Source organism: Kribbella sp. NPDC051620 (assembly GCF_044453825.1).
Lineage (GTDB): Bacteria > Actinomycetota > Actinomycetes > Propionibacteriales > Kribbellaceae > Kribbella.
In genome coordinates, this window is the sequence record NZ_JBITDB010000002.1 from 623,210 (window position 1) to 640,515 (window position 17,306).

The 17,306-nt window shown below is 68.1% G+C and carries 19 protein-coding genes; 6 read left to right on the forward strand and 13 right to left on the reverse strand.

Annotation, left to right across the window (positions count from 1 at the left end; translation table 11 throughout):
- Positions 1-491: 491 nt before the first annotated feature.
- The 5 genes from ACIA12_RS10100 to ACIA12_RS10120 form a co-directional block, all read right to left on the reverse strand.
- Positions 492-1,073 (reverse strand): TetR/AcrR family transcriptional regulator, encoded by a 582-nt coding sequence (locus ACIA12_RS10100; RefSeq protein ID WP_396366575.1) that lies wholly within the window; start codon positions 1,071-1,073, stop codon positions 492-494.
- Between the two features lie 193 nt (positions 1,074-1,266).
- Positions 1,267-2,163, reverse strand: a complete 897-nt coding sequence (locus ACIA12_RS10105; RefSeq protein WP_396366576.1) for an alpha/beta hydrolase — start codon at positions 2,161-2,163, stop codon at positions 1,267-1,269.
- A complete protein-coding gene (locus ACIA12_RS10110) occupies positions 2,160-2,600 on the reverse strand; it encodes a nitroreductase family deazaflavin-dependent oxidoreductase (RefSeq protein WP_396366577.1) in 441 nt (146 codons plus the stop codon). The genes ACIA12_RS10105 and ACIA12_RS10110 overlap by 4 nt, the downstream gene beginning before the upstream one ends.
- A gap of 30 nt (positions 2,601-2,630) precedes the next feature.
- Positions 2,631-2,768 carry a hypothetical protein gene (locus ACIA12_RS10115; protein WP_396366578.1) on the reverse strand — a complete coding sequence of 46 codons (138 nt, stop codon included), beginning with the start codon at positions 2,766-2,768 and terminating at the stop codon, positions 2,631-2,633.
- A 156-nt stretch (positions 2,769-2,924) separates the two neighbouring features.
- Positions 2,925-3,404: a MarR family winged helix-turn-helix transcriptional regulator gene (locus ACIA12_RS10120; protein ID WP_396366579.1), complete on the reverse strand. Its 480-nt coding sequence runs from the start codon at positions 3,402-3,404 to the stop codon at positions 2,925-2,927.
- An 88-nt stretch (positions 3,405-3,492) separates the two neighbouring features.
- On the opposite strand from ACIA12_RS10120, the gene ACIA12_RS10125 reads away from it, so the two are divergent.
- Both ACIA12_RS10125 and ACIA12_RS10130 read left to right on the forward strand, forming a co-directional pair.
- Positions 3,493-4,386, forward strand: coding sequence for an alpha/beta fold hydrolase (locus tag ACIA12_RS10125; protein WP_396366580.1), 894 nt, complete (start codon positions 3,493-3,495; stop codon positions 4,384-4,386).
- An 89-nt stretch (positions 4,387-4,475) separates the two neighbouring features.
- Entirely contained in the window at positions 4,476-5,882 is a 1,407-nt protein-coding gene (locus ACIA12_RS10130; RefSeq protein ID WP_396366581.1) for a serine hydrolase domain-containing protein, read from the forward strand.
- Here ACIA12_RS10130 and ACIA12_RS10135 read toward each other — a convergent pair.
- Positions 5,879-6,823: a threonine/serine dehydratase gene (locus ACIA12_RS10135; protein ID WP_396366582.1), complete on the reverse strand. Its 945-nt coding sequence runs from the start codon at positions 6,821-6,823 to the stop codon at positions 5,879-5,881. The genes ACIA12_RS10130 and ACIA12_RS10135 overlap by 4 nt on opposite strands.
- A gap of 82 nt (positions 6,824-6,905) precedes the next feature.
- Here ACIA12_RS10135 and ACIA12_RS10140 point away from each other — a divergent pair, with 82 nt between their 5' ends.
- Positions 6,906-7,469, forward strand: coding sequence for a hypothetical protein (locus ACIA12_RS10140; RefSeq protein ID WP_396366583.1), 564 nt, complete (start codon positions 6,906-6,908; stop codon positions 7,467-7,469).
- A gap of 33 nt (positions 7,470-7,502) precedes the next feature.
- On the opposite strand, the gene ACIA12_RS10145 is transcribed toward ACIA12_RS10140, so the two are convergent.
- Positions 7,503-8,618, reverse strand: coding sequence for a cytochrome P450 (locus tag ACIA12_RS10145; protein ID WP_396366584.1), 1,116 nt, complete (start codon positions 8,616-8,618; stop codon positions 7,503-7,505).
- Between the two features lie 286 nt (positions 8,619-8,904).
- Here ACIA12_RS10145 and ACIA12_RS10150 point away from each other — a divergent pair, with 286 nt between their 5' ends.
- Complete coding sequence (locus ACIA12_RS10150) at positions 8,905-9,309, forward strand: PPOX class F420-dependent oxidoreductase (RefSeq protein WP_396366585.1); 405 nt, start codon at positions 8,905-8,907, stop codon at positions 9,307-9,309.
- Between the two features lie 18 nt (positions 9,310-9,327).
- Here ACIA12_RS10150 and truB read toward each other — a convergent pair whose 3' ends face one another.
- The 6 genes from truB to rimP all read right to left on the reverse strand — a co-directional run bounded on the left by truB (position 9,328) and on the right by rimP (position 16,149).
- Positions 9,328-10,356 carry a tRNA pseudouridine(55) synthase TruB gene (truB, locus tag ACIA12_RS10155; RefSeq protein WP_396366586.1) on the reverse strand — a complete coding sequence of 343 codons (1,029 nt, stop codon included), beginning with the start codon at positions 10,354-10,356 and terminating at the stop codon, positions 9,328-9,330.
- A complete protein-coding gene (rbfA, locus tag ACIA12_RS10160) occupies positions 10,337-10,774 on the reverse strand; it encodes a 30S ribosome-binding factor RbfA (RefSeq protein ID WP_343968385.1) in 438 nt (145 codons plus the stop codon). The genes truB and rbfA overlap by 20 nt, the downstream gene beginning before the upstream one ends.
- A gap of 96 nt (positions 10,775-10,870) precedes the next feature.
- Positions 10,871-14,122, reverse strand: coding sequence for a translation initiation factor IF-2 (infB, locus tag ACIA12_RS10165; protein WP_396366587.1), 3,252 nt, complete (start codon positions 14,120-14,122; stop codon positions 10,871-10,873).
- A 192-nt stretch (positions 14,123-14,314) separates the two neighbouring features.
- A complete protein-coding gene (locus tag ACIA12_RS10170) occupies positions 14,315-14,593 on the reverse strand; it encodes a YlxR family protein (RefSeq protein WP_396367153.1) in 279 nt (92 codons plus the stop codon).
- Positions 14,594-14,635: 42 nt separating this feature from the next.
- Positions 14,636-15,628 (reverse strand): transcription termination factor NusA, encoded by a 993-nt coding sequence (gene nusA, locus ACIA12_RS10175; RefSeq protein WP_396366588.1) that lies wholly within the window; start codon positions 15,626-15,628, stop codon positions 14,636-14,638.
- Positions 15,628-16,149, reverse strand: coding sequence for a ribosome maturation factor RimP (gene rimP / locus ACIA12_RS10180; protein WP_396366589.1), 522 nt, complete (start codon positions 16,147-16,149; stop codon positions 15,628-15,630). The genes nusA and rimP overlap by 1 nt, the downstream gene beginning before the upstream one ends.
- A 146-nt stretch (positions 16,150-16,295) precedes the next feature.
- Between rimP and ACIA12_RS10185 the strand changes: the two genes are divergently transcribed.
- A complete protein-coding gene (locus ACIA12_RS10185) occupies positions 16,296-16,877 on the forward strand; it encodes a cell division protein FtsK (RefSeq protein ID WP_396366590.1) in 582 nt (193 codons plus the stop codon).
- Entirely contained in the window at positions 16,874-17,284 is a 411-nt protein-coding gene (locus tag ACIA12_RS10190; RefSeq protein ID WP_396366591.1) for a ferritin-like domain-containing protein, read from the forward strand. The genes ACIA12_RS10185 and ACIA12_RS10190 overlap by 4 nt, the downstream gene beginning before the upstream one ends.
- Positions 17,285-17,306: the final 22 nt, after the last annotated feature.

Below are 17,306 nucleotides of genomic sequence, written 5' to 3' on the forward strand. Positions count from 1 at the left end.
CTCGCTCCGCCCCCGCTCACTCAGCCGCAGGCTCTCACCCACCCTGAGTGCGGGCTCCGTGGTCGTCCAACGGCCAGCCGGAACCCGATGCAAGCCGTCCTTCGAACCGTCCTGCAAAGGGCGGCTCCCGCGGCGACCACGCCTTCGCGGTCACCTGGATCTCAACGGCTCAGGAGACCATGTGGTTTTCCCAGGCTCAGATGGCCAGTTCGGTTCTGTTGCGAAGGTTGAGTTTGCGTTGGGCGCTGGACAGGTGGGACTTGACGGCCGCCGGAATCCATCCTGGCGATGTTCGCAGCTTCTACCTGAATCTGCAGAGGTGGGCGATCGAGGCCCCCCAGGCAGGCTACTGGTCGCCGCGCTGCTGCGGGACCGGGGCTTGTTCGACGATCTGCCATAGCGCTTGGACATGTCTGAGGAACTGCTGCCGACCTTCGTCGGTTGCTTGAACTGTAGTTTTGGGAACCGTCCGAGGTAGGTGAGGCGTGCAGTCAGGGCTGAAGGCCGGCGATGAAGATGTCTGCCAGGCGGCGGGCGACCTGGGTCCAGTTTCCGGTCTGCGGGAGTTGCTGAGTCAGCATGGCGCCGAACACGACGACATCGGCCTTGCTGATGTCGGCGCGGATCGTGCCGTCGGCGCGGCCCTGACTGATCAGCGAGTCGAGGATGCGGTGCACGTCGGCCATCACCGCCTTGGTGGCGGGGTCGGTCAGCGGCTGACCGCTCTGCATCGGGAGAACGATCTCCTTGCCGTCCCTGATGGTCTGGTAGAGGAAGGCACGGATGGCATCGAGCGGAGGCCGGTCGTCAGCGGCGGCCGAACGCGCGGCGTCCAGGACCATTTCGGCGGATCGGTGGGCCAGGGCTGCGAGGAGCGCATCGCGGGAAGGGAAGTGGCGGTAGACGGTCCCGACGCCGACGCCGGCGTCCGCCGCGATGGTCGCCATAGGTACAGCGGCGCCTTCACGCCGGACGGCGATGATGGCGGCTGCCAGCACGCGGTCCCGGTTGTCGAGCGCATCACGCCGCGGTCCGCGCCGACGACCGGCGGACTTCGAAGCTGGCTCGCTCACGTCGCAATGATCGCAGACCAGGGCTCCAGGTCGTCGACTGTCCAATCGGATTCCAAACCGGCCGGCCCGTCGGGTAGCGCTCGCGCACGGCAGCGGTGAACTCGTTGCGACCGACCGCGACACTCGCGCCAAGCGCGCCTCTGCAGATCGATCTGAATGATTGGCCACACTGGCGGCCGCGGTTGTCCTTCGGCTATCCGGCGGTCCAATGCGCCTTGGTGAAGGCGGCAGCGGAGTCGAGCGCCTCGGCACCTTCGTCGAGAAGTGCGGCGAAGCCTTGGAAGACGTGCGGCACCTCCGGCCATACCTGCAGCTGCACCAGTACGTCGTACGCGGCGGCGCGGGCCGCGAGACGGGTGGCGTCGTCGAGAAGGATCTCGTGCGAGCCGGCCTGGATGAGCAGCGGCGGCAGACCGGTGAGATCGGCGAAGATCGGGCTCACCGTCCCGACCGCGGGATCCCCGCCGGCCACGTAGTCGCCGACCCGGCGGCGAAGACCGTCAGGGGTCAGGGCCGGGTCGACCTCGGCCTTGGTCTTCATGCTGGCACCGGACAAGGTGAGGTCGACAAACGGTGAGAAGACCGCTGCCGATGACGGCTGCGGCAAACCCGCCTCCTTGAGAGCGACAAGTGTCGCAACCACCAGACCACCCCCCGCCGACTCCCCCACGAAGGCGACCTGGGAACTCGGCACGCCACTGTCGAGCAGCGCTCGATACGCGGCGACCGCGTCCGTGAGCGCGGCGGGATACCGATGCTCGGGAGCAAGCCGATAGTCCACGGTGATCACACGCGCGCCGACCCGCCGAGCAACGTCGGCCGCCAACCCGACCGAGTCCCGCGCCGACCCGAGCGCGTACCCACCGCCGTGGAAGTACAGCACGACGACCGAAGGATCGTTGCCCGGAGTCCCGACCGTGATCACCGGTACACCGCCGAGCTCGCCCGGTGTCGTAACGATGTCGTCGGCCAGCGGCAGCGAGGAGATCATCTCGTGAAAGATCACCCGCTGCTCGTCGACGTCTCCCCCGATGTCGAACTCGCCGTGCCGCAGAATCTGGTCGAGCTGCTCGCGTTCCTGGCGGCTCACAGGGCCGTCTCCTTCGGGTTGTCGGGGTCGGCGAGAGGCGTCAAGGCGATCACCGGGATGATCCGATCGGTCTTCTGCTGATAGCCGGCGAAACCTGGGTAGCGGCGGGCCTGCTCGGCGTAGTACGCGTCCCGCTCGTCGCCTCGCAGTTCGACAGCCTGGACCGCGATCGTGTCGTCGCCGACCTCGATCCGCGCCTCGGGATGGGCGAGCAGGTTGTGATACCAGGCAGGATTGCTGTCGGAGCCTGCCTTGGAGGCGAACACCAGATAGCGTTCCCCGTCCAGCAGATACATCATCGGAGTGATCCGCGGCTCGCCGGAACGAGCGCCTGTGCTGTGCAGCAGGAGCAGCGGCGCTCCTTCGAAGTACCCGCCGACTTTGCCGTTGTTGGCCCGAAATTCCTCGATCACCCGGCTGTTGTGGTCCGTAGTCATGAAGGTCCTTTGGATGGCAGGGGATGGCACTCAGCGTGGCGGCCCGACGATCACGTTCCCGTACTTGGTGGCGATCGCCTTGTCGGGCTTGACCTCGTTACCGGGCGGGCGCGGGTTCTGCTTAGGCAGGAACACCCCCCTCGGCCAGTTCGTACTCCTCGTCGTCACACCAGACCAGCGCGGTCCTTCATCAGCATCTCCACACCTGCTGACAGGCGCCATCCACGGTTGCGGACGAAATCGTCCGCTTAGTCTGATGGCCAGAGTACCTGCAGCCGGACCCGGTAGCCAGCGATCTGCAATCCTGGCCGGGACTGAGGTTGCCTACGTCGGGTCACCTAGGTCTTGCGTGATCCAGCCCGGCGTATCCAGCCGCAGCGGCTCTGCGCCGACCAGCGCCGACAACTGCGCCTCGAGTTCGGCGAGCTGAGCGGCGCCGATCTGCCGCCCCCAGCGATCGCGCAACTCGTCGAAGATCGCCTCGGCTTCAGCGAGAAGGCCGAATCCCTCCGGCGTCACCTGAAGCCGTTTGCGACGTGCATCCGCAGGATCAACGTCGCGGGCAATGTAGCCCCGCTCCTGCAGTACGACGATCGTCTTGGCCGCCGCCTGCTTCGAGACCGCCATCCGCCGGGCCAGTTCCGAGGCGCTGTCGGCACCAGCCGCGATCGCGCGGATGGCGAAATCGTGGACGGGACGGACATCGGCGTGCCCGCGGGCAGCCAACTCGGCGTGCGCCGCATCCACCAGACTGCGAAAACCTCCGAGCAACAGCAGTGCGAGGTCGGCACCGGAGCGAGACATGAACCCCAGGCTACGATGCCGCGCTAGACAAAGACAATCTGGTTGTCTATCGTCAATGGACAACCAGATTGTCTAATTGGGAGCTGTCATGACCGCCATCCCCGAGAGCGCAGCACTGCCCGGGATCACCCACCACTCCGTCGACCTCAACGGAACCCGCCTCCACTACGTCGAAGCCGGAACCGGTGGGTCTCCGATCCTGCTGGTCCACGGCTTTCCGGAGACCTGGTGGGCGTTCCGCAAGCTCATCCCGCTACTGGCGGCGAACCACCGCGTGTTCGCCGTGGACCTGCGCGGCTTCGGTGACTCGGGCAACGAGACCGGACCGTACGACAGCGCGACTTCCGCCGACGACCTGCACCACCTCGTCGAGCACCTCGACGTCGGCCCGGTACACCTCGCCGGCCAGGACATCAGCGGGATGATTGTCTTCCGGCTGGCCGCCACCCACCCGGAAGACGTCCGCAGCTTCACCGCGATCGAGACAGGGCTGCCCGGATTCGGCATGGAAGGACTGGCCGACGTCACCCGCGGAGGCGCCTGGTACATCGGAATGCTCACCACCCCAGGCATCCCCGAGATGCTCCTGGCAGGCCGGGAGCACGAGTTCCTTACTCAGTTCAGCGGCCCACCCATGACCATGACACCTGGAGCGATGACCGAGGCCGACCTTGCCGAGTACGTCCGGACCTACTCGCGGCCCGGTGGCTTTCGCGGCGCTACCGGTCTCTACCGGTCGATGCTGCAAGACGGCGGCGAGATCACCGCCATCGCCGCCGAGAACCCGCTCAAGATGCCGGTACTCACCATCGGCGCCGGAGGCGGTGACTTCACCAGGGCCACCTTCGCCCAAGTCGCGGCCGGCGCGATTCGCTCCGTCTCCCTCGAGGGCGTCGGCCACTACGCAGCCCAAGAAGCCCCCCGCGAGCTGGCCGTCGCCGTTCTCGACTTCCTCCGCGACGTCGATGGGACATCTCAGTAACCCAGTATCGACAAGCCTGCAGGCGAGACGATAGCCAGCCGCTGATACTTCCGGTGACTCGGAAAGGCCATGGTTGTTAGCGTGCCCGGATGCACCTACTGCCCCGGTCGACGCCGGCCGCCTCAGGAATGTCGTCCCGGGCGGTCATCGCGCTGCTGGACCAGCTCGAAGCGCGGTCGGTCGAGTGCCACTCGCTCATGGTCGTGCATCGCGGGCAGGTGGTCGCGGAGGGGTGGTGGGCGCCGTACTCGGCTGAGCGCCCGCACCTTCTCTACTCGTTGACCAAGTCGTTCACCTCGGTCGCCGTCGGGCTCGCGATCAGCGATGGGCTGCTCTCGCTGGACGATCGGGTGGTGGACGTGTTGCCCGACCAGGTACCGGACGATGTCTCCGAGCAGGGTCGCCGCATCACCGTCCATCACCTGCTGTCGATGACGGCCGGGCACGACCCGGACAGTCTCGAAGAGGCCTGGCAGCTCGAACCGTACGACCTGGTGAAGGGCTTCCTGCGCGTACCGTTCGCCGATCCGGAGGGCACTCGGCACTCCTACGACAACTCGACCACGTACGTCCTGGCGCGGATGGTCGAGCGGGTCACCGGCCGCGACCTGCGGGAGCTGCTCGACGAGCGGCTGTTCCGGCCGATGGGCATCGAAGGCGCCGAATGGGATCGGGTGGCGAGCGGGGCGTCGTTCGGGTTCCACGGACTCCACCTGACGACCGAGGCCGTCGCCGCCTTCGGTGAGTTGCTGCTACGGCGAGGGGTCTGGAACGGGCAGCAGCTCGTTCCGGCCGACTGGGTCGACCTCGCGACCAGGGCGCACATCGAGACCTTGCCGCTCCCCAACTGGTCGCACAACCCCGACTTCGTCTGCGGGTACGGCTACCAGTTCTGGATCTCGCGCCACGGCTTCCACGGCCACGGCTCCTTCGGGCAGGCCTGCGTGGTCGTACCGTCCCATGACCTCGTCATCGCGCTGACCGGCGCCGTCGGCCCCACCGAGGTGCTGCCCGGCCTCTTCTGGGACTACCTGCTGCCTGGCCCGGATGCTGCAACCCCCGAAGACGATCAGCTACTCGAAGATCGCCTGCGGAAACTGTCCTTCACCCCCGTACCGGGCTCAGGCTCGCCCCGTTCGGCGAAGGCGACGATCGACGGCTCTCCCGCTGACTCAGCGCTGCCCGACGGAACCGCGGTGACGGTCGAACCTGTCGCCGGCGGCTGGCTCCTGCAACTCGGCCCGTCCCTCAAGATCTCGGTAGGCCACGGCGAGTGGCGCGAGAGCTCTCCACTCGGCCGCCCTGTCGTCGCAACCGGCGCCTGGCAGGGTGACACCTTCGTCGCCGACCTCTACGTCATCACCACCCCACACCGAGTCCGCTTGATGATCAACGCGGACACCGCGGCAGCAACCTGGAGCACCGTCCCGCTGACCACCCCCAACCTGGAGCTACACCTGCGCTCCCCCCTAATGACCCGCCCCGACGTCGCTTAGGCGATCCAGCGGTTGAAGTCCGCGGGGGTGACATTGCTTCCGCAGAGGATGGTGGCGACCGTCTTACCGGCGTACCGGCCGTTGCTCTCCAGAATCGAGGCGACTCCGAGCGCTGCGGCCGGTTCGACCACCAGACCCGCATGGGTGTGGATAAGCCGCATCGCCTCGACGATGCCGGCCTCGGTCACCAGGACCGCGCCATCCACAACCTCGGCCAGATCCTCGAGTACCTCCGGGATCATGGATCGCCCGGCGACGCCGTCCGCGATCGTGTCTGGAGAGCCGACCTCGACCGGCCGACCGGCCCGCAACGCCAACGTCATCGCCGGCGCCTGCTCCGGCTGGACACAGATCACCTCGGTCTTCTGGCCCAGACTCTTCACCGCAAAGCCCACACCCGACGCCATCGCACCGGCCCCGAGCGAGATCAGCACCGCATCAAGCTCAACCGCCGACTCCGACAGCTCGACCCCGATCGTGGCCGCCCCTTCACACGTACCGATGTCCTTGCTGTCCTCGACCAGGTACGCACCCGTCTCGGCCGCGATCCGCTCGGCAGTCTCGAGCGCCACCTCGATCTCCCCATCCACCAAGATCACGGTGGCGCCAAGCGCCTTCATCCGCTCGATCTTCACCGGATTGGCAGCCGACGAAGCCACCACCGTGGTCGCGATCCCCCGCCGCCGCCCGCTGTACGCCAGCGCCTGCCCAAGATTCCCCGCACTCGCGCAAACGACAGCACCGCCTTCCGGCAGCCTGCTCAGGACGGTCTCCGTCCCACGCCCCTTGAACGACCGCACCGGGTTGGCCGTCTCGACCTTCAGAACCACCCGGCACCCAAGCACCTTCCCCAACGCCTCACACTCGTACTGCGGTGTATCCCGAAACACCGGATCGATCCGTCCACGGGCTTCCAGAATGCGCTCCAGCTCCAACCGCACCGCAGCCTCCCCATCACCATGCCGACCGAGCACCCGACACTAGCTCTTGTCCATCGAGAGGCTCGGGCTCAGACTGCGACTGATGTCATCCGAGCTGATGCGCGCCGTGGTGACCGGGGTCCTCGCCTTGCTGACCGCCGGGGTGATCGCCCTCGTCAACAGCTGGATCTCCACCCGGGCGGGGATCGACGAGAACCTTCGCGACCAACGGCTCGCGGCGTACCCAGAACTCTGGAAGGCGACAGGCGCCGTCCCCCGCTGGCCACGCACCGAACCGACCCGCGGCCAGCTCGCGGAGCTCCACGAGTCGTACCGCACCTGGTACTACGCGACCGGTGGCCTCTTCATGTCCGAGTCGGCGCGAGCCCGGTACGGCGACGTCCAGGAACTCCTCGCCGCCGTACTCCAGCACAAGTCGCCCGACGCATCCGCTCCGCTGAGCGAGGTTGCCTATACAGACCTGATGTTGACCACAAGCGCCTTGCGCACGGCGATCACCCAGGACCTGGACACTCGCCGGCGCCGATCAGTACTTCAGCTGTGGCGGCGTGCCCGCTGGCATCGCAAAGCCGCCGCGAAAGCCCGGCTCCGCATCAAGCGCACCGCCGCCTCGTCGTCTCCGTTCGAATCTGCCGACCATCGCTAGCTACCGGGCGAGGACCGGCTCTACAGCGACTGGTCAGCGGATGGTGGCGGAGGCGCGGCGTACGGAGGTGGTGATGCGGACCGGGAGGTGGATGGGGCCGCGGATCGTGTTGGAGTTGCGGCGGCGGGTTCGGCCGGCGCGGCGGAGGGTGAGGGCGCGTTCGGCGAGGGTCTGGAGGGCGACGGTGGCTTCGAGTTGGGCGAGAGGCTGGCCGACGCAGTAGTGGATGCCGCTGGAGAAGGCCAGGTGATCGGCGGTGTGCTCGCGGGCGATGTCGAAGCGGTCGGGATCAGGGAACGCCTCGGGGTCGCGGTTGGCCGCGCCGATCAGGGTCACCACGAACTGCCCTTGCTGGACAGGCTTTCCGGCCAACTCGAGCGGCTGCAGAGCAAAACGACCGGTACGTTGGACCGGCGGGTCGTACCGGAGCGTCTCCTCAACCGCCTTGGGCGCCATCGTCGCCGGGTCCGCGCAGAGCGCCTCCCATTGGTCGGGGTGGTCGAGGAGCGCGTTGACCGCATTGCCGATCAGGTTCACCGTCGTCTCGAAGCCCGCGACCAGCAGCAGTATGCACATCGGCAGCATTTCGGCAGGCTGGATCTGTTCGCCTTCCGCCGCCACCAAGCGAGAGATGATGTCATCGGCAGGATCGCGTCGCCGTAGCGCGAACAGGCCGGTGAACAACGCGTTCAACTCAGCATCGGCCTTCTGCAGCCGAGCTGCGTGCGACAGCGACTGCACTCCGTCAAGCGCCCCGCCGATGACGGTCCCGTACCGCGCGAAGTTCTCCGCGTCCGCTTCGGGGATGCCGAGCAGATTGGTGATCACCGCGATAGGCAGCGGCGCAGCCAACGCGCCGACCAGGTCGAAGCCTCCGGTCTCGACAGCTCGATCCAGCAACTCATTGACGGTCGCCTCGATCTGCGGCCGGTAGCCGGCCATCTGCTTGGGACTGAACGCAGGTTGAGCGAGCCGCCGCAAACGAGTGTGATCAGGCGGGTTCATATCCAGAAACGAGAGGTCGACCTCGTCGGTAGGCGTCTCGCCGACCGGCGCACCGGCCGGCCGTACGCCGAAGCGCCGATCCCGAAGTACCAGATCACAGAGCGAATGACTGGTCGTAACCCAGTTCCCCAGCCGCGTAGGCACCAACGCCCCACCTCGCTGAATCCGCTCATAAATCCGGTACGGATCGTCCCGACCGGGCTTGAGCTGCAGCAGAGCCATTGGGTCACCGACCGCGTAGCCCGCCCAAAGCGTACTGAGCCGCTGACGATAAAGGCCCGCAGCGAACGACAAGGTCTGACCAAGCCGAGCCATAACGATCCTCTCCGCAAGACGGATCAACCTGAAGAGCTTCCCATGTGTTCAGGGTCGACGGTGGTCTTGGTCTAATCGTCTGACTCTGCAGCCCCCCGCGCCGTACTCTGCCGGGATGGAGATCCCGGTGACCTTTCATGGACTGCTCAGCTCGACGGCGGTGGCTTTTGTCTCGACCCTTGGCAAGCACGGCGAACCACAGACCACGCCTCTTTGGTTTCTCTGGGACGGAGAAGCCGTCCACATCAGCCTCGTCGAAGGCCGCCAGAAACTACGCAACCTACGCCGCGACCCTCGCATCGCCCTCGTCGTGGTCGACCCCGCCCGCCCCACCCACTACATCGAACTCCGCGGAACCATCGGCGACCTCACCCCGGACCCAGACCTCACGCTGGAGCGTGCGATCGCCGAAAAATACACCGGAGAATGGACAGACGTCGAACCACCCAACACCCCGCGCTACGCAACCACCATCATCCCAACCAGACTCACCACCCAACTCGGCGCACCATCCAACTGACGCGTGGGAAAGAAGGGTTTAGCTGACGAAGACGGCGGTGGGTTTGGCTAGGGGGCCGTGGGGTTCGTACAGGGCCAGGAAGGTGCCGTCGGGGGCGAACATGGCGGTTTGGGTGCCTGGGGTCAGCTTGAGGCCGGGTAGGGGGCGGCCGGTGCGGATGGCTGCTGCCTGGTCGGCGTCGGCGTCGAAGCGGGGGAAGGTGCCGGCGGCTACGTCGGCGATGGGGAGCATTGTGAAGGACTCCGCCAGTTCTTCCAGGGTGTGGGCGGACGACATGCCGAAGGCGCCTACCCGGGTACGACGCAGTGCCGTGAGATGGCCTCCTACCCCAAGGTCGGCGCCCAGGTCGCGGGCCAGGGCGCGGATGTAGGTGCCGCTGGAGCAGTCGACGGAGATGTCGACTTCGATGCCGCCGGCAACGGTTCGGACGGCGAGGACGTCGTACCGGCTGATCGTCACGTTCCGGGCCTTGAGCTCGACCTCTTCGCCGGCCCGGACCCGCTCGTACGCGCGCTTGCCGTCGACCTTGATCGCCGAGACCTTCGACGGGATCTGCGAGATCGGCCCGCGATAGGGCTCGACGGCCGCCTCGATCGTGGAGGCGGTCACCGCCGCCAAAGCCTCAGCAGACGCAGCGACCGTGATCTCCCCCTCGGCATCGTCCGTGGAGGACGTCGCGCCGAGCAGGATCGTCGCGTCGTACGACTTGTCGGCCAGCTGCAGATGCCCCAGCAGCCGAGTCGCCCGGTTCAGTCCGACCACCAGTACGCCGGTGGCCATCGGATCCAGCGTCCCCGCGTGACCCACCTTGCGGGTCCCCGCCAGCCGCCGTACCCGAGCGACCACCGTATGCGAGGTCACCCCCGCCGGCTTGTCGACGATGACGATGCCGTCCGCAACGGACGCATCGAAGCCGCCGACCGAAGCAACAGGAGCTGCAGTGCCGACGGGCAGGTTAGAAGTACTCGACGAAGCGGACGCGCCCTCCCCCTCCGGTGAGGAGGAAGAAACAGGCGCGTCCACGGCGTCACTCGTCGTCGGAGTCATCGTCCTCGCGGCGCTTGTACGGGTCGGCGTCGCCGGCCGGCTTGGCACCGGCGGCAGCCTTCGCCACCTCAGCGTCAGCCTGCCGGGCCTTCGCCAGCAACTCCTCGATCTGACCGGCGGTCTCCGGTACGGCGTCCAGGTAGAACGCCAGGCTCGGAGCCCGTCGCAGGCCGAGTGCCTTGCCGACCTCGCTGCGGATCAGCCCACGGGCCGACTCGAGCGCCGCGGCGGTGGAGACACGGTCCTGCTCGCCGCCGTACACCGTGTAGAAGACGCTCGCCTCGCCCAGATCGGCGGTCAGCTTCGCGTCCGTCACGGTGACGAAGCCGAGTCGCGGGTCCTTGACCCGGCGCTCCAGCAGCTCCGCGACCAGGACCTGGATCCGGTCGGCCAACTGCTTCGCCCTTGCTTCACCCATCAGGGCTCACTCCTTCTCAGTCCACATCATGCGTAACGTCCGGAGCGACGGAAGAACAAACCGTCACTCCGGACGTTACTAGGGCAGTGCTACGTACTAGCTGCGGGCCTTCTCGCGGAGCTCGAACGCCTCGACGACATCGCCGATCCTGATGTCGTTGTAGTTCTGCACGGTCAGACCACACTCGAAGCCCTCGCGGACCTCGGACGCGTCGTCCTTGAACCGCTTGAGCGACGACAGCTCGCCGTTCTCGACGATCACCGCACCGTCGCGGATCAACCGGATCTTCGCGTTTCGCCTGATCAGGCCGCTGGTGACCCAACAGCCGGCGATGTTTCCGACCTTCGACGACTTGAAGATCTCGCGGATCTCCGCCTGACCCAGAGTGACTTCCTCGTAGATCGGCTTCAGCATGCCCTTCAGGGCCGCCTCGATGTCGTCGATCGCCGCGTAGATCACCGAGTAGAACCGGATGTCCACGCCTTCACGCTCGGCCAGATCCCCGGCCTTGCCGGCCGGCCGCACGTTGAAGCCGATGATGACGGCGTCGGAGGCGATGGCCAGGTTGACGTCGTTCTCGTTGATCGCACCGACACCACGGTCGATGACGCGCAGCGAGACCTCGTCGCTGACCTCGATCCGGACCAGCGCGTCTTCCAGCGCCTCGACCGAACCGGAGCCGTCGCCCTTGAGGATGAGCAGCAGTTCCTGCGTCTGCCCCTTCTCCATGGAAGCCATGAAGTCCTCGAGGGTACGGCGCGCGCGCCGCTTGGCGTTGGCCGCCGCACGAGCCCGGGCTTCCCGCTTCTCAGCGATCTGCCGGGCCATCCGGTCGTCCTCCACCACGAGGAACTTGTCACCGGCGCCGGGCACGGCGGTCAGACCGAGGACGAGCACCGGCCGCGACGGCAGGGCCTCCTCGACCGAGTTGCCGTGCTCGTCGAGCATCGCCCGGACCCGGCCGTACGCCGGACCCGCGACCATCGAGTCGCCGACCCGCAGCGTTCCGCGCTGGACCAGCACGGTCGCGACCGGTCCACGGCCCTTGTCCAGGTGCGCCTCGATCGCGAGACCCTGGGCCGGCATGTCCGGGTTGGCCCGGAGATCCAGCGCAGCGTCCGCGGTCAGTACGACACCCTCGAGCAGGCCCTCGATGTTGATCCGCGACTTCGCCGAGACGTCGACGAACATCGTGTCGCCGCCGTACTCCTCGGGAACCAGCCCGTACTCCGTGAGCTGACCGCGGACCTTGACCGGGTCGGCCGCCGGGACGTCGATCTTGTTGACCGCGACCACGATCGGCACACCGGCCGCGCGGGCGTGGTTCAGCGCCTCGATCGTCTGCGGCATCACGCCGTCGTCGGCCGCGACCACCAGGATGACGATGTCGGTGGCCTGCGCACCACGAGCACGCATGGCGGTGAACGCCTCGTGACCCGGGGTGTCGACGAAGGTGATGGCGCGTTCCTTGCCGTCCACCTCGGTCGTCACCTGGTACGCACCGATGTGCTGGGTGATGCCACCGGCCTCGCCGGCCACGACGTTCGCGTGCCGGATCGCGTCCAGCAGCTTCGTCTTACCGTGGTCGACGTGACCCATCACGGTCACGACCGGCGGCCGTGCCATCAGGTTCGAGTCGTCGCCCTCGTCGGAGCCGAAGTCGATGTCGAACGACTCCAGCAGCTCGCGGTCCTCGTCTTCCGGCGAGACGACCTGAACGTCGTAGTTCAGCTCGGTGCCGAGCAGCTCGAGGGTCTCCTCGTTGACCGATTGGGTCGCGGTCACCATCTCGCCCAGGGCGAACAGCACCTGGACCAGCGATGCCGGGTCGACGCCGACCTTCTCGGCGAAGTCCGTCAGCGAGGAACCACGGGCAAGACGAACGACCTCGCCGTCACCGTGCTTGACCCGCACGCCGCCGACGGCCGGAGCCTGCATGTTGTCGAATTCCTGGCGCTTGGCGCGCTTGGACTTGCGACCACGACGGGCCGGACCGCCCGGACGCCCGAAGGCACCCTGCGTTCCGCCACGGCCACGGTTGCCCGGGCCGGGACGACCGCCACCGCCACCACCGGGGGGACCGCTGGGGCCACCACCCGGACGGAAGCCGCCGCCACCGCCACCACCGGGACGCGCGCCGGCACCGGCACCGGGACCACCGGAACCGCCGCCGGGACGGCCACGGCCGCCACCGCCGCCACCAGGACCACCCGAACCGCCGCCGGGACCCGACGGACGGCCGGTGAAGGTACCGGCTGAGGACTTCGGCATCATCGCCGGGTTCGGACGCGGTGCGCCCGGAACGCCACCCGACGGACGCGGTCGGTCGGTACCGCCGCTACGGGCCTGCGCCGGCCGCGGCGGCATACCTGCCGGAGTGCCGCCCTGGGCCGGGGCCGCCGGAGCGCCACCCGGACCCGGACGCGCGCCACCGCGCTGCATGCCCTGGGTCGAGCTGAAGGGGTTGTTGCCCGGACGCGGTGCACCCGGACGGCCACCACGGTCGCCACCGGGAGCGCCGGGACGCGGGGCGCCACCCGGACGGGGAGCACCACCCGGACGCGGCGCGGCACCACCAGGACGCGGGGCGTTGCCGCCCGGACCTGCGGGACGCGGCGCCGGACGGTCACCCGTCGGACGCGGCGCTGCCGGGCCGGGACGCTGACCGGCCGGAGCCGACGGCGCCGCGGAAGCAGCAGGAGCCTGTACTGCGGGTACCTCGGGTGCGGCAGGAGCCTCCACCGAAGCGGCCGGAGCAGCCGGTGCCGGAGCAGCCGGAGCCTCGGCAGCCTTGGCCGCCGGAGCCTCGAACGCCGGAGCGGCCGGGCTCTCCTGGCGCGGACCAGGCTTCGGACCAGGCCGCGGACCCGGGCGAGCCGGGGACGGCGTAGAACCCGTCGCCGGACGGGCCGGAGCCGGTGCCGGGGCGGACGTGCTGGTCTCAGCGCTGGCCGGGGCTGAGGCGGCCGGAGTGGCCGACTCGGTGACCTCGGCGCCGGACGTGGCGGTGCTCGCGGCGGTCTCGACCACCGTGGGCTCAGCCTTAACCGGAGCGGCCGGGGCCGGGGCAGCCGGTGCGCTGCTCTCAGCGCTCGGCGCCTTCGGCGCGGCCGGGGTGACCGGCGCGGTCGCCTGCGGCGCTGCTGAGGTGCTGGCGGCGGCCTTCTTGGCCGCGCGCTTCTTCGGCGGGTTCTTCTCGAACTCCTCCGCCAACCGTCGGACGACGGGTGCCTCGATCGTCGAGGACGCCGATCGGACGAACTCTCCCATGTCGTTCAGCCTGGTCAGGACGACCTTGCTGGTAACTCCGAGCTCTTTCGCGAGCTCGTAGACTCGGACCTTTGCCACTACTCTCCCTCTGGTCCGAGCCTTGGGGGCGCGGACCGTTAGCTGACGTACATGCTCATCGCATTGCACTCATCGCTGTGTATCCATCACTTTTGGACACTCATCGAGTAGTCATGAGTCGATGACCCGCCTTCATGTCTTCACGGCCTTTTGCACCGTGGGCGGCCGGGCGGCCGCACTTCGTGTTACAGCTCACTGCTCCACCTGTTCCCGTACGAGCGAAAGATCAAGCGGACCCGGGACCTTGAAGGCCCGTGGGAACGCCTTTCGCCGCTCTGCCAGGTCGAGACACTCGGTCACCGGGTGCAGATGCGCCCCGCGGCCGGGTGCCCGATGCGCGGGATCCGGGAGGACACGTCCTCCGGAAACCGTCATCCGCAGCAGATCAGCCGGACTGTCCCGCTTCCGACACCCGATGCAGGTACGTTCCTGAACCTTCTCAGGGCGCGCGTCTGCAGTGTGAATCTTCAGTTCCTCAGGGTGTGGTGACGACTCAGTCGACCGACCGAGAGATCAGTCTACCTTCTCGTCCTCACGAGTCACATCCGTATCCGGCCGGATGTCGATCCGCCAGCCCGTGAGCCGGGCCGCGAGGCGGGCATTCTGCCCTTCCTTGCCGATCGCCAGCGACAGCTGGTAGTCCGGTACGACGACCCGCGCGGCGCGTGCCGCAGCGTCGACGACCTCCACCGACGAAACCTGCGCCGGCGACAGCGCATTCCCGACGAACGTCGCCGGGTCGTCGCTGTGATCGATGATGTCGATCTTCTCGCCGTGCAGCTCGTGCATGATGTTGCGCACCCGCTGGCCCATCGGGCCGATGCAGGCGCCCTTGCCGTTCACGGACGGGTTCAGCGTCCGGACGGCGATCTTGGTCCGGTGGCCGGCCTCACGCGCGATCGCGGTGATCTCGACGGTGCCGTCGGCGATCTCCGGCACCTCGAGCGCGAACAGCTTCTTGACCAGGTTCGGGTGCGTCCGGGAGACGGTGATCTGCGGGCCCTTGAAGCCCTTGCGGACACCGACCACGTACACCCGCAGGCGCGAGCCGTGCTCGTACTTCTCCCCCGGCACCTGCTCGGGCGCCGGGAGTACGGCCTCGATCTTGCCGAGGTCGATCATCACCGAGCGCGGGTCGCGGCCCTGCTGGACGATGCCCGACAGGATGTCGCCCTCCTTGCCCGCGAACTCGCCGTACCGGACCTCGTCCTCGGCGTCGCGCAGCCGCTGCAGGATGACCTGCTTGGCCGTGGTGGCCGCGATCCGGCCGAAGTCGGCCGGCGTGTCGTCGAACTCGCGGGCGACCGTGCCGTCCTCGGCCAGCTCCTTGGCCATCACCGTGACGTGCCCGCTCTTGCGGTCCAGCTCGACCCGGGCCTGCTGCTGGGCGCCCTCGGTCCGGTGGTACGCCACCAGCAGGGCCTGCTCGATCGCCTCGACCACGATGTCGAACGCGATGTCCTTCTCGCGTTCCAGGGACCGCAGCACGGCCATGTCGATATCCATCAGTTCTCCTCGTCCACGCCGTCAGCGGCGGATTCTGCTTCGTCGTTGCCGGCTGGCCGGTTGAACTCGATCTGGATCTTGGCCTTGGTGATGTCGCCGTACGCGATCGTCCGCGGCCGGCCCTTGACGTCCAGCTCGGCCGCCTCGTCGGTGGCCGAGGTGATCCGGCCGGTCACCTTGCCGCCGGCCACCAGGGTGACCTCGACCAGGCGGGAGACGTTGCGCCGCCAGTGCCGCGGCAGCGTGAGCGGCCGGTCGACGCCGGGGCTGGACACCTCGAGCGTGTACGCGCCGTCGCCCATCACCTCGTCGGCGTCGAGCGCCTTCGAGATGGCCCGGGTGACGTCGGCGACGTCGTCCAGGTTGATTCCGCCGTCGCGGTCGACCAGCACCCGCAGGAGCCGGCGCTTGCCGATCGGCGTGACTTCGGCTGCCTCGAGGTCGCAACCGAACTGGGCGACGATCGGGCGCAGGAAGTTTTCGAGGCTCTCGGGGTCCGTGTGGTCAGTCCTTCGGCTCACAGGTAGACCTGCCTCTCTCTCCAGTTGTGACACCGCGTTCTGCAGCGCCGTGCGCCCCGGCGATCCGACCGAGGGCAGTAGCCCACCATATCCGGCCCACCGAAGTGGCCGAGCACGTACCTCCGTTCGGGATAGGGTTTCGGCCTATGCCGAACGATCCTGAGCCCCTCACTCGCTGGTCGGCAGCGTTGCTGTCCCGCCGGACCACGCTGCGGACGGTTGCCCTGTCAGCCGGCACTACGACCCTGCTCGCAGGGTGCAAAGACGACAGTGATGAGCCCACGGCCGGTGACACCAAGAGCGGCGGCACCAAGGGCCCGGATGGGAAGCCGGAGCCGAGCACCGACCCGGCAGTGGTCGCGGCCATGTCCGCAGCGGCCGGGCAGGTGGCCCAAGTAGCCCAGCGGCTCACAGCGGCCGGCAAGCTCTACCCTGCGCTGCGCACCCAGCTCACGACCGCGGCGAAGTACCACGCTCAGCACCTGGCGAAGCTCAATGAGGTGTCCGGGGCAGGCCCGGCCACCGCTCCCCCGCTGCCCGCCCTGCCGAAGGGGGCCGAGGCTGCGATGGCCGACCTGGCCACGAGGGAGCAGAAGCTGTCCGTCGCCCACGCGACCGCCGCCGCGAAGCTGTCCGGGCCGAATGCCCGCCTGCTCGCCATGGTCGCCGCCGCCGAGAGCCAGCTAGCGAACTCCCTGACCGTCAAGAAGAAGCAGGCCGCCCAGTGAGCCAAGTCGATGCCCTCCAGGCGGCGCTAGCCGGTGAACACGCTGCCCTGTACGGCGTGGGCGTAGCCGGCGGCAAGCTGAATGGCGCAAAGTTCCGGGCTGCCGACGACCTGTACGAACAACACCGCAGGCAACGCGACAAACTCGCCGCCCTCCTCACCGCGGCCGGGGAGAAGCCTGTTGCGGCCGAGCCGGCCTACGACCTGCCGCTGGCCGTGACGACCCCGCAGACCGCCAGCAGCCTGATCCTGCTGATCGAGCGGCGACTGGCCGCCGTATACGCCGACCTGGTCGAGGGTGCCGAGCAGGACCAGGTCCGTGCGCTCGCGATCCAGGCATTGATCACCACCGCGACGACCCAACTCAACTGGGGCGGCACTCCCGTCGCGTTCCCCGGGACCGTCTGAGGCTCGTCACCGGGGGTTAGCC

Excerpts from the sequence above, each read along its gene's own strand:
- nusA (WP_396366588.1), bottom strand. The coding sequence starts at position 15,628 with ATGGATATCGACATGGCCGTGCTGCGGTCCCTGGAACGCGAGAAGGAC.
- ACIA12_RS10185 (WP_396366590.1), top strand. The coding sequence starts at position 16,296 with ATGCCGAACGATCCTGAGCCCCTCACTCGCTGGTCGGCAGCGTTGCTG.
- ACIA12_RS10130 (WP_396366581.1), top strand. The coding sequence starts at position 4,476 with ATGCACCTACTGCCCCGGTCGACGCCGGCCGCCTCAGGAATGTCGTCC.
- rbfA (WP_343968385.1), bottom strand. The coding sequence starts at position 10,774 with ATGGGTGAAGCAAGGGCGAAGCAGTTGGCCGACCGGATCCAGGTCCTG.
- ACIA12_RS10120 (WP_396366579.1), bottom strand. The coding sequence starts at position 3,404 with ATGTCTCGCTCCGGTGCCGACCTCGCACTGCTGTTGCTCGGAGGTTTT.
- ACIA12_RS10150 (WP_396366585.1), top strand. The coding sequence starts at position 8,905 with ATGGAGATCCCGGTGACCTTTCATGGACTGCTCAGCTCGACGGCGGTG.
- truB (WP_396366586.1), bottom strand. The coding sequence starts at position 10,356 with ATGACTCCGACGACGAGTGACGCCGTGGACGCGCCTGTTTCTTCCTCC.
- ACIA12_RS10140 (WP_396366583.1), top strand. The coding sequence starts at position 6,906 with ATGTCATCCGAGCTGATGCGCGCCGTGGTGACCGGGGTCCTCGCCTTG.
- ACIA12_RS10110 (WP_396366577.1), bottom strand. The coding sequence starts at position 2,600 with ATGACTACGGACCACAACAGCCGGGTGATCGAGGAATTTCGGGCCAAC.
- ACIA12_RS10125 (WP_396366580.1), top strand. The coding sequence starts at position 3,493 with ATGACCGCCATCCCCGAGAGCGCAGCACTGCCCGGGATCACCCACCAC.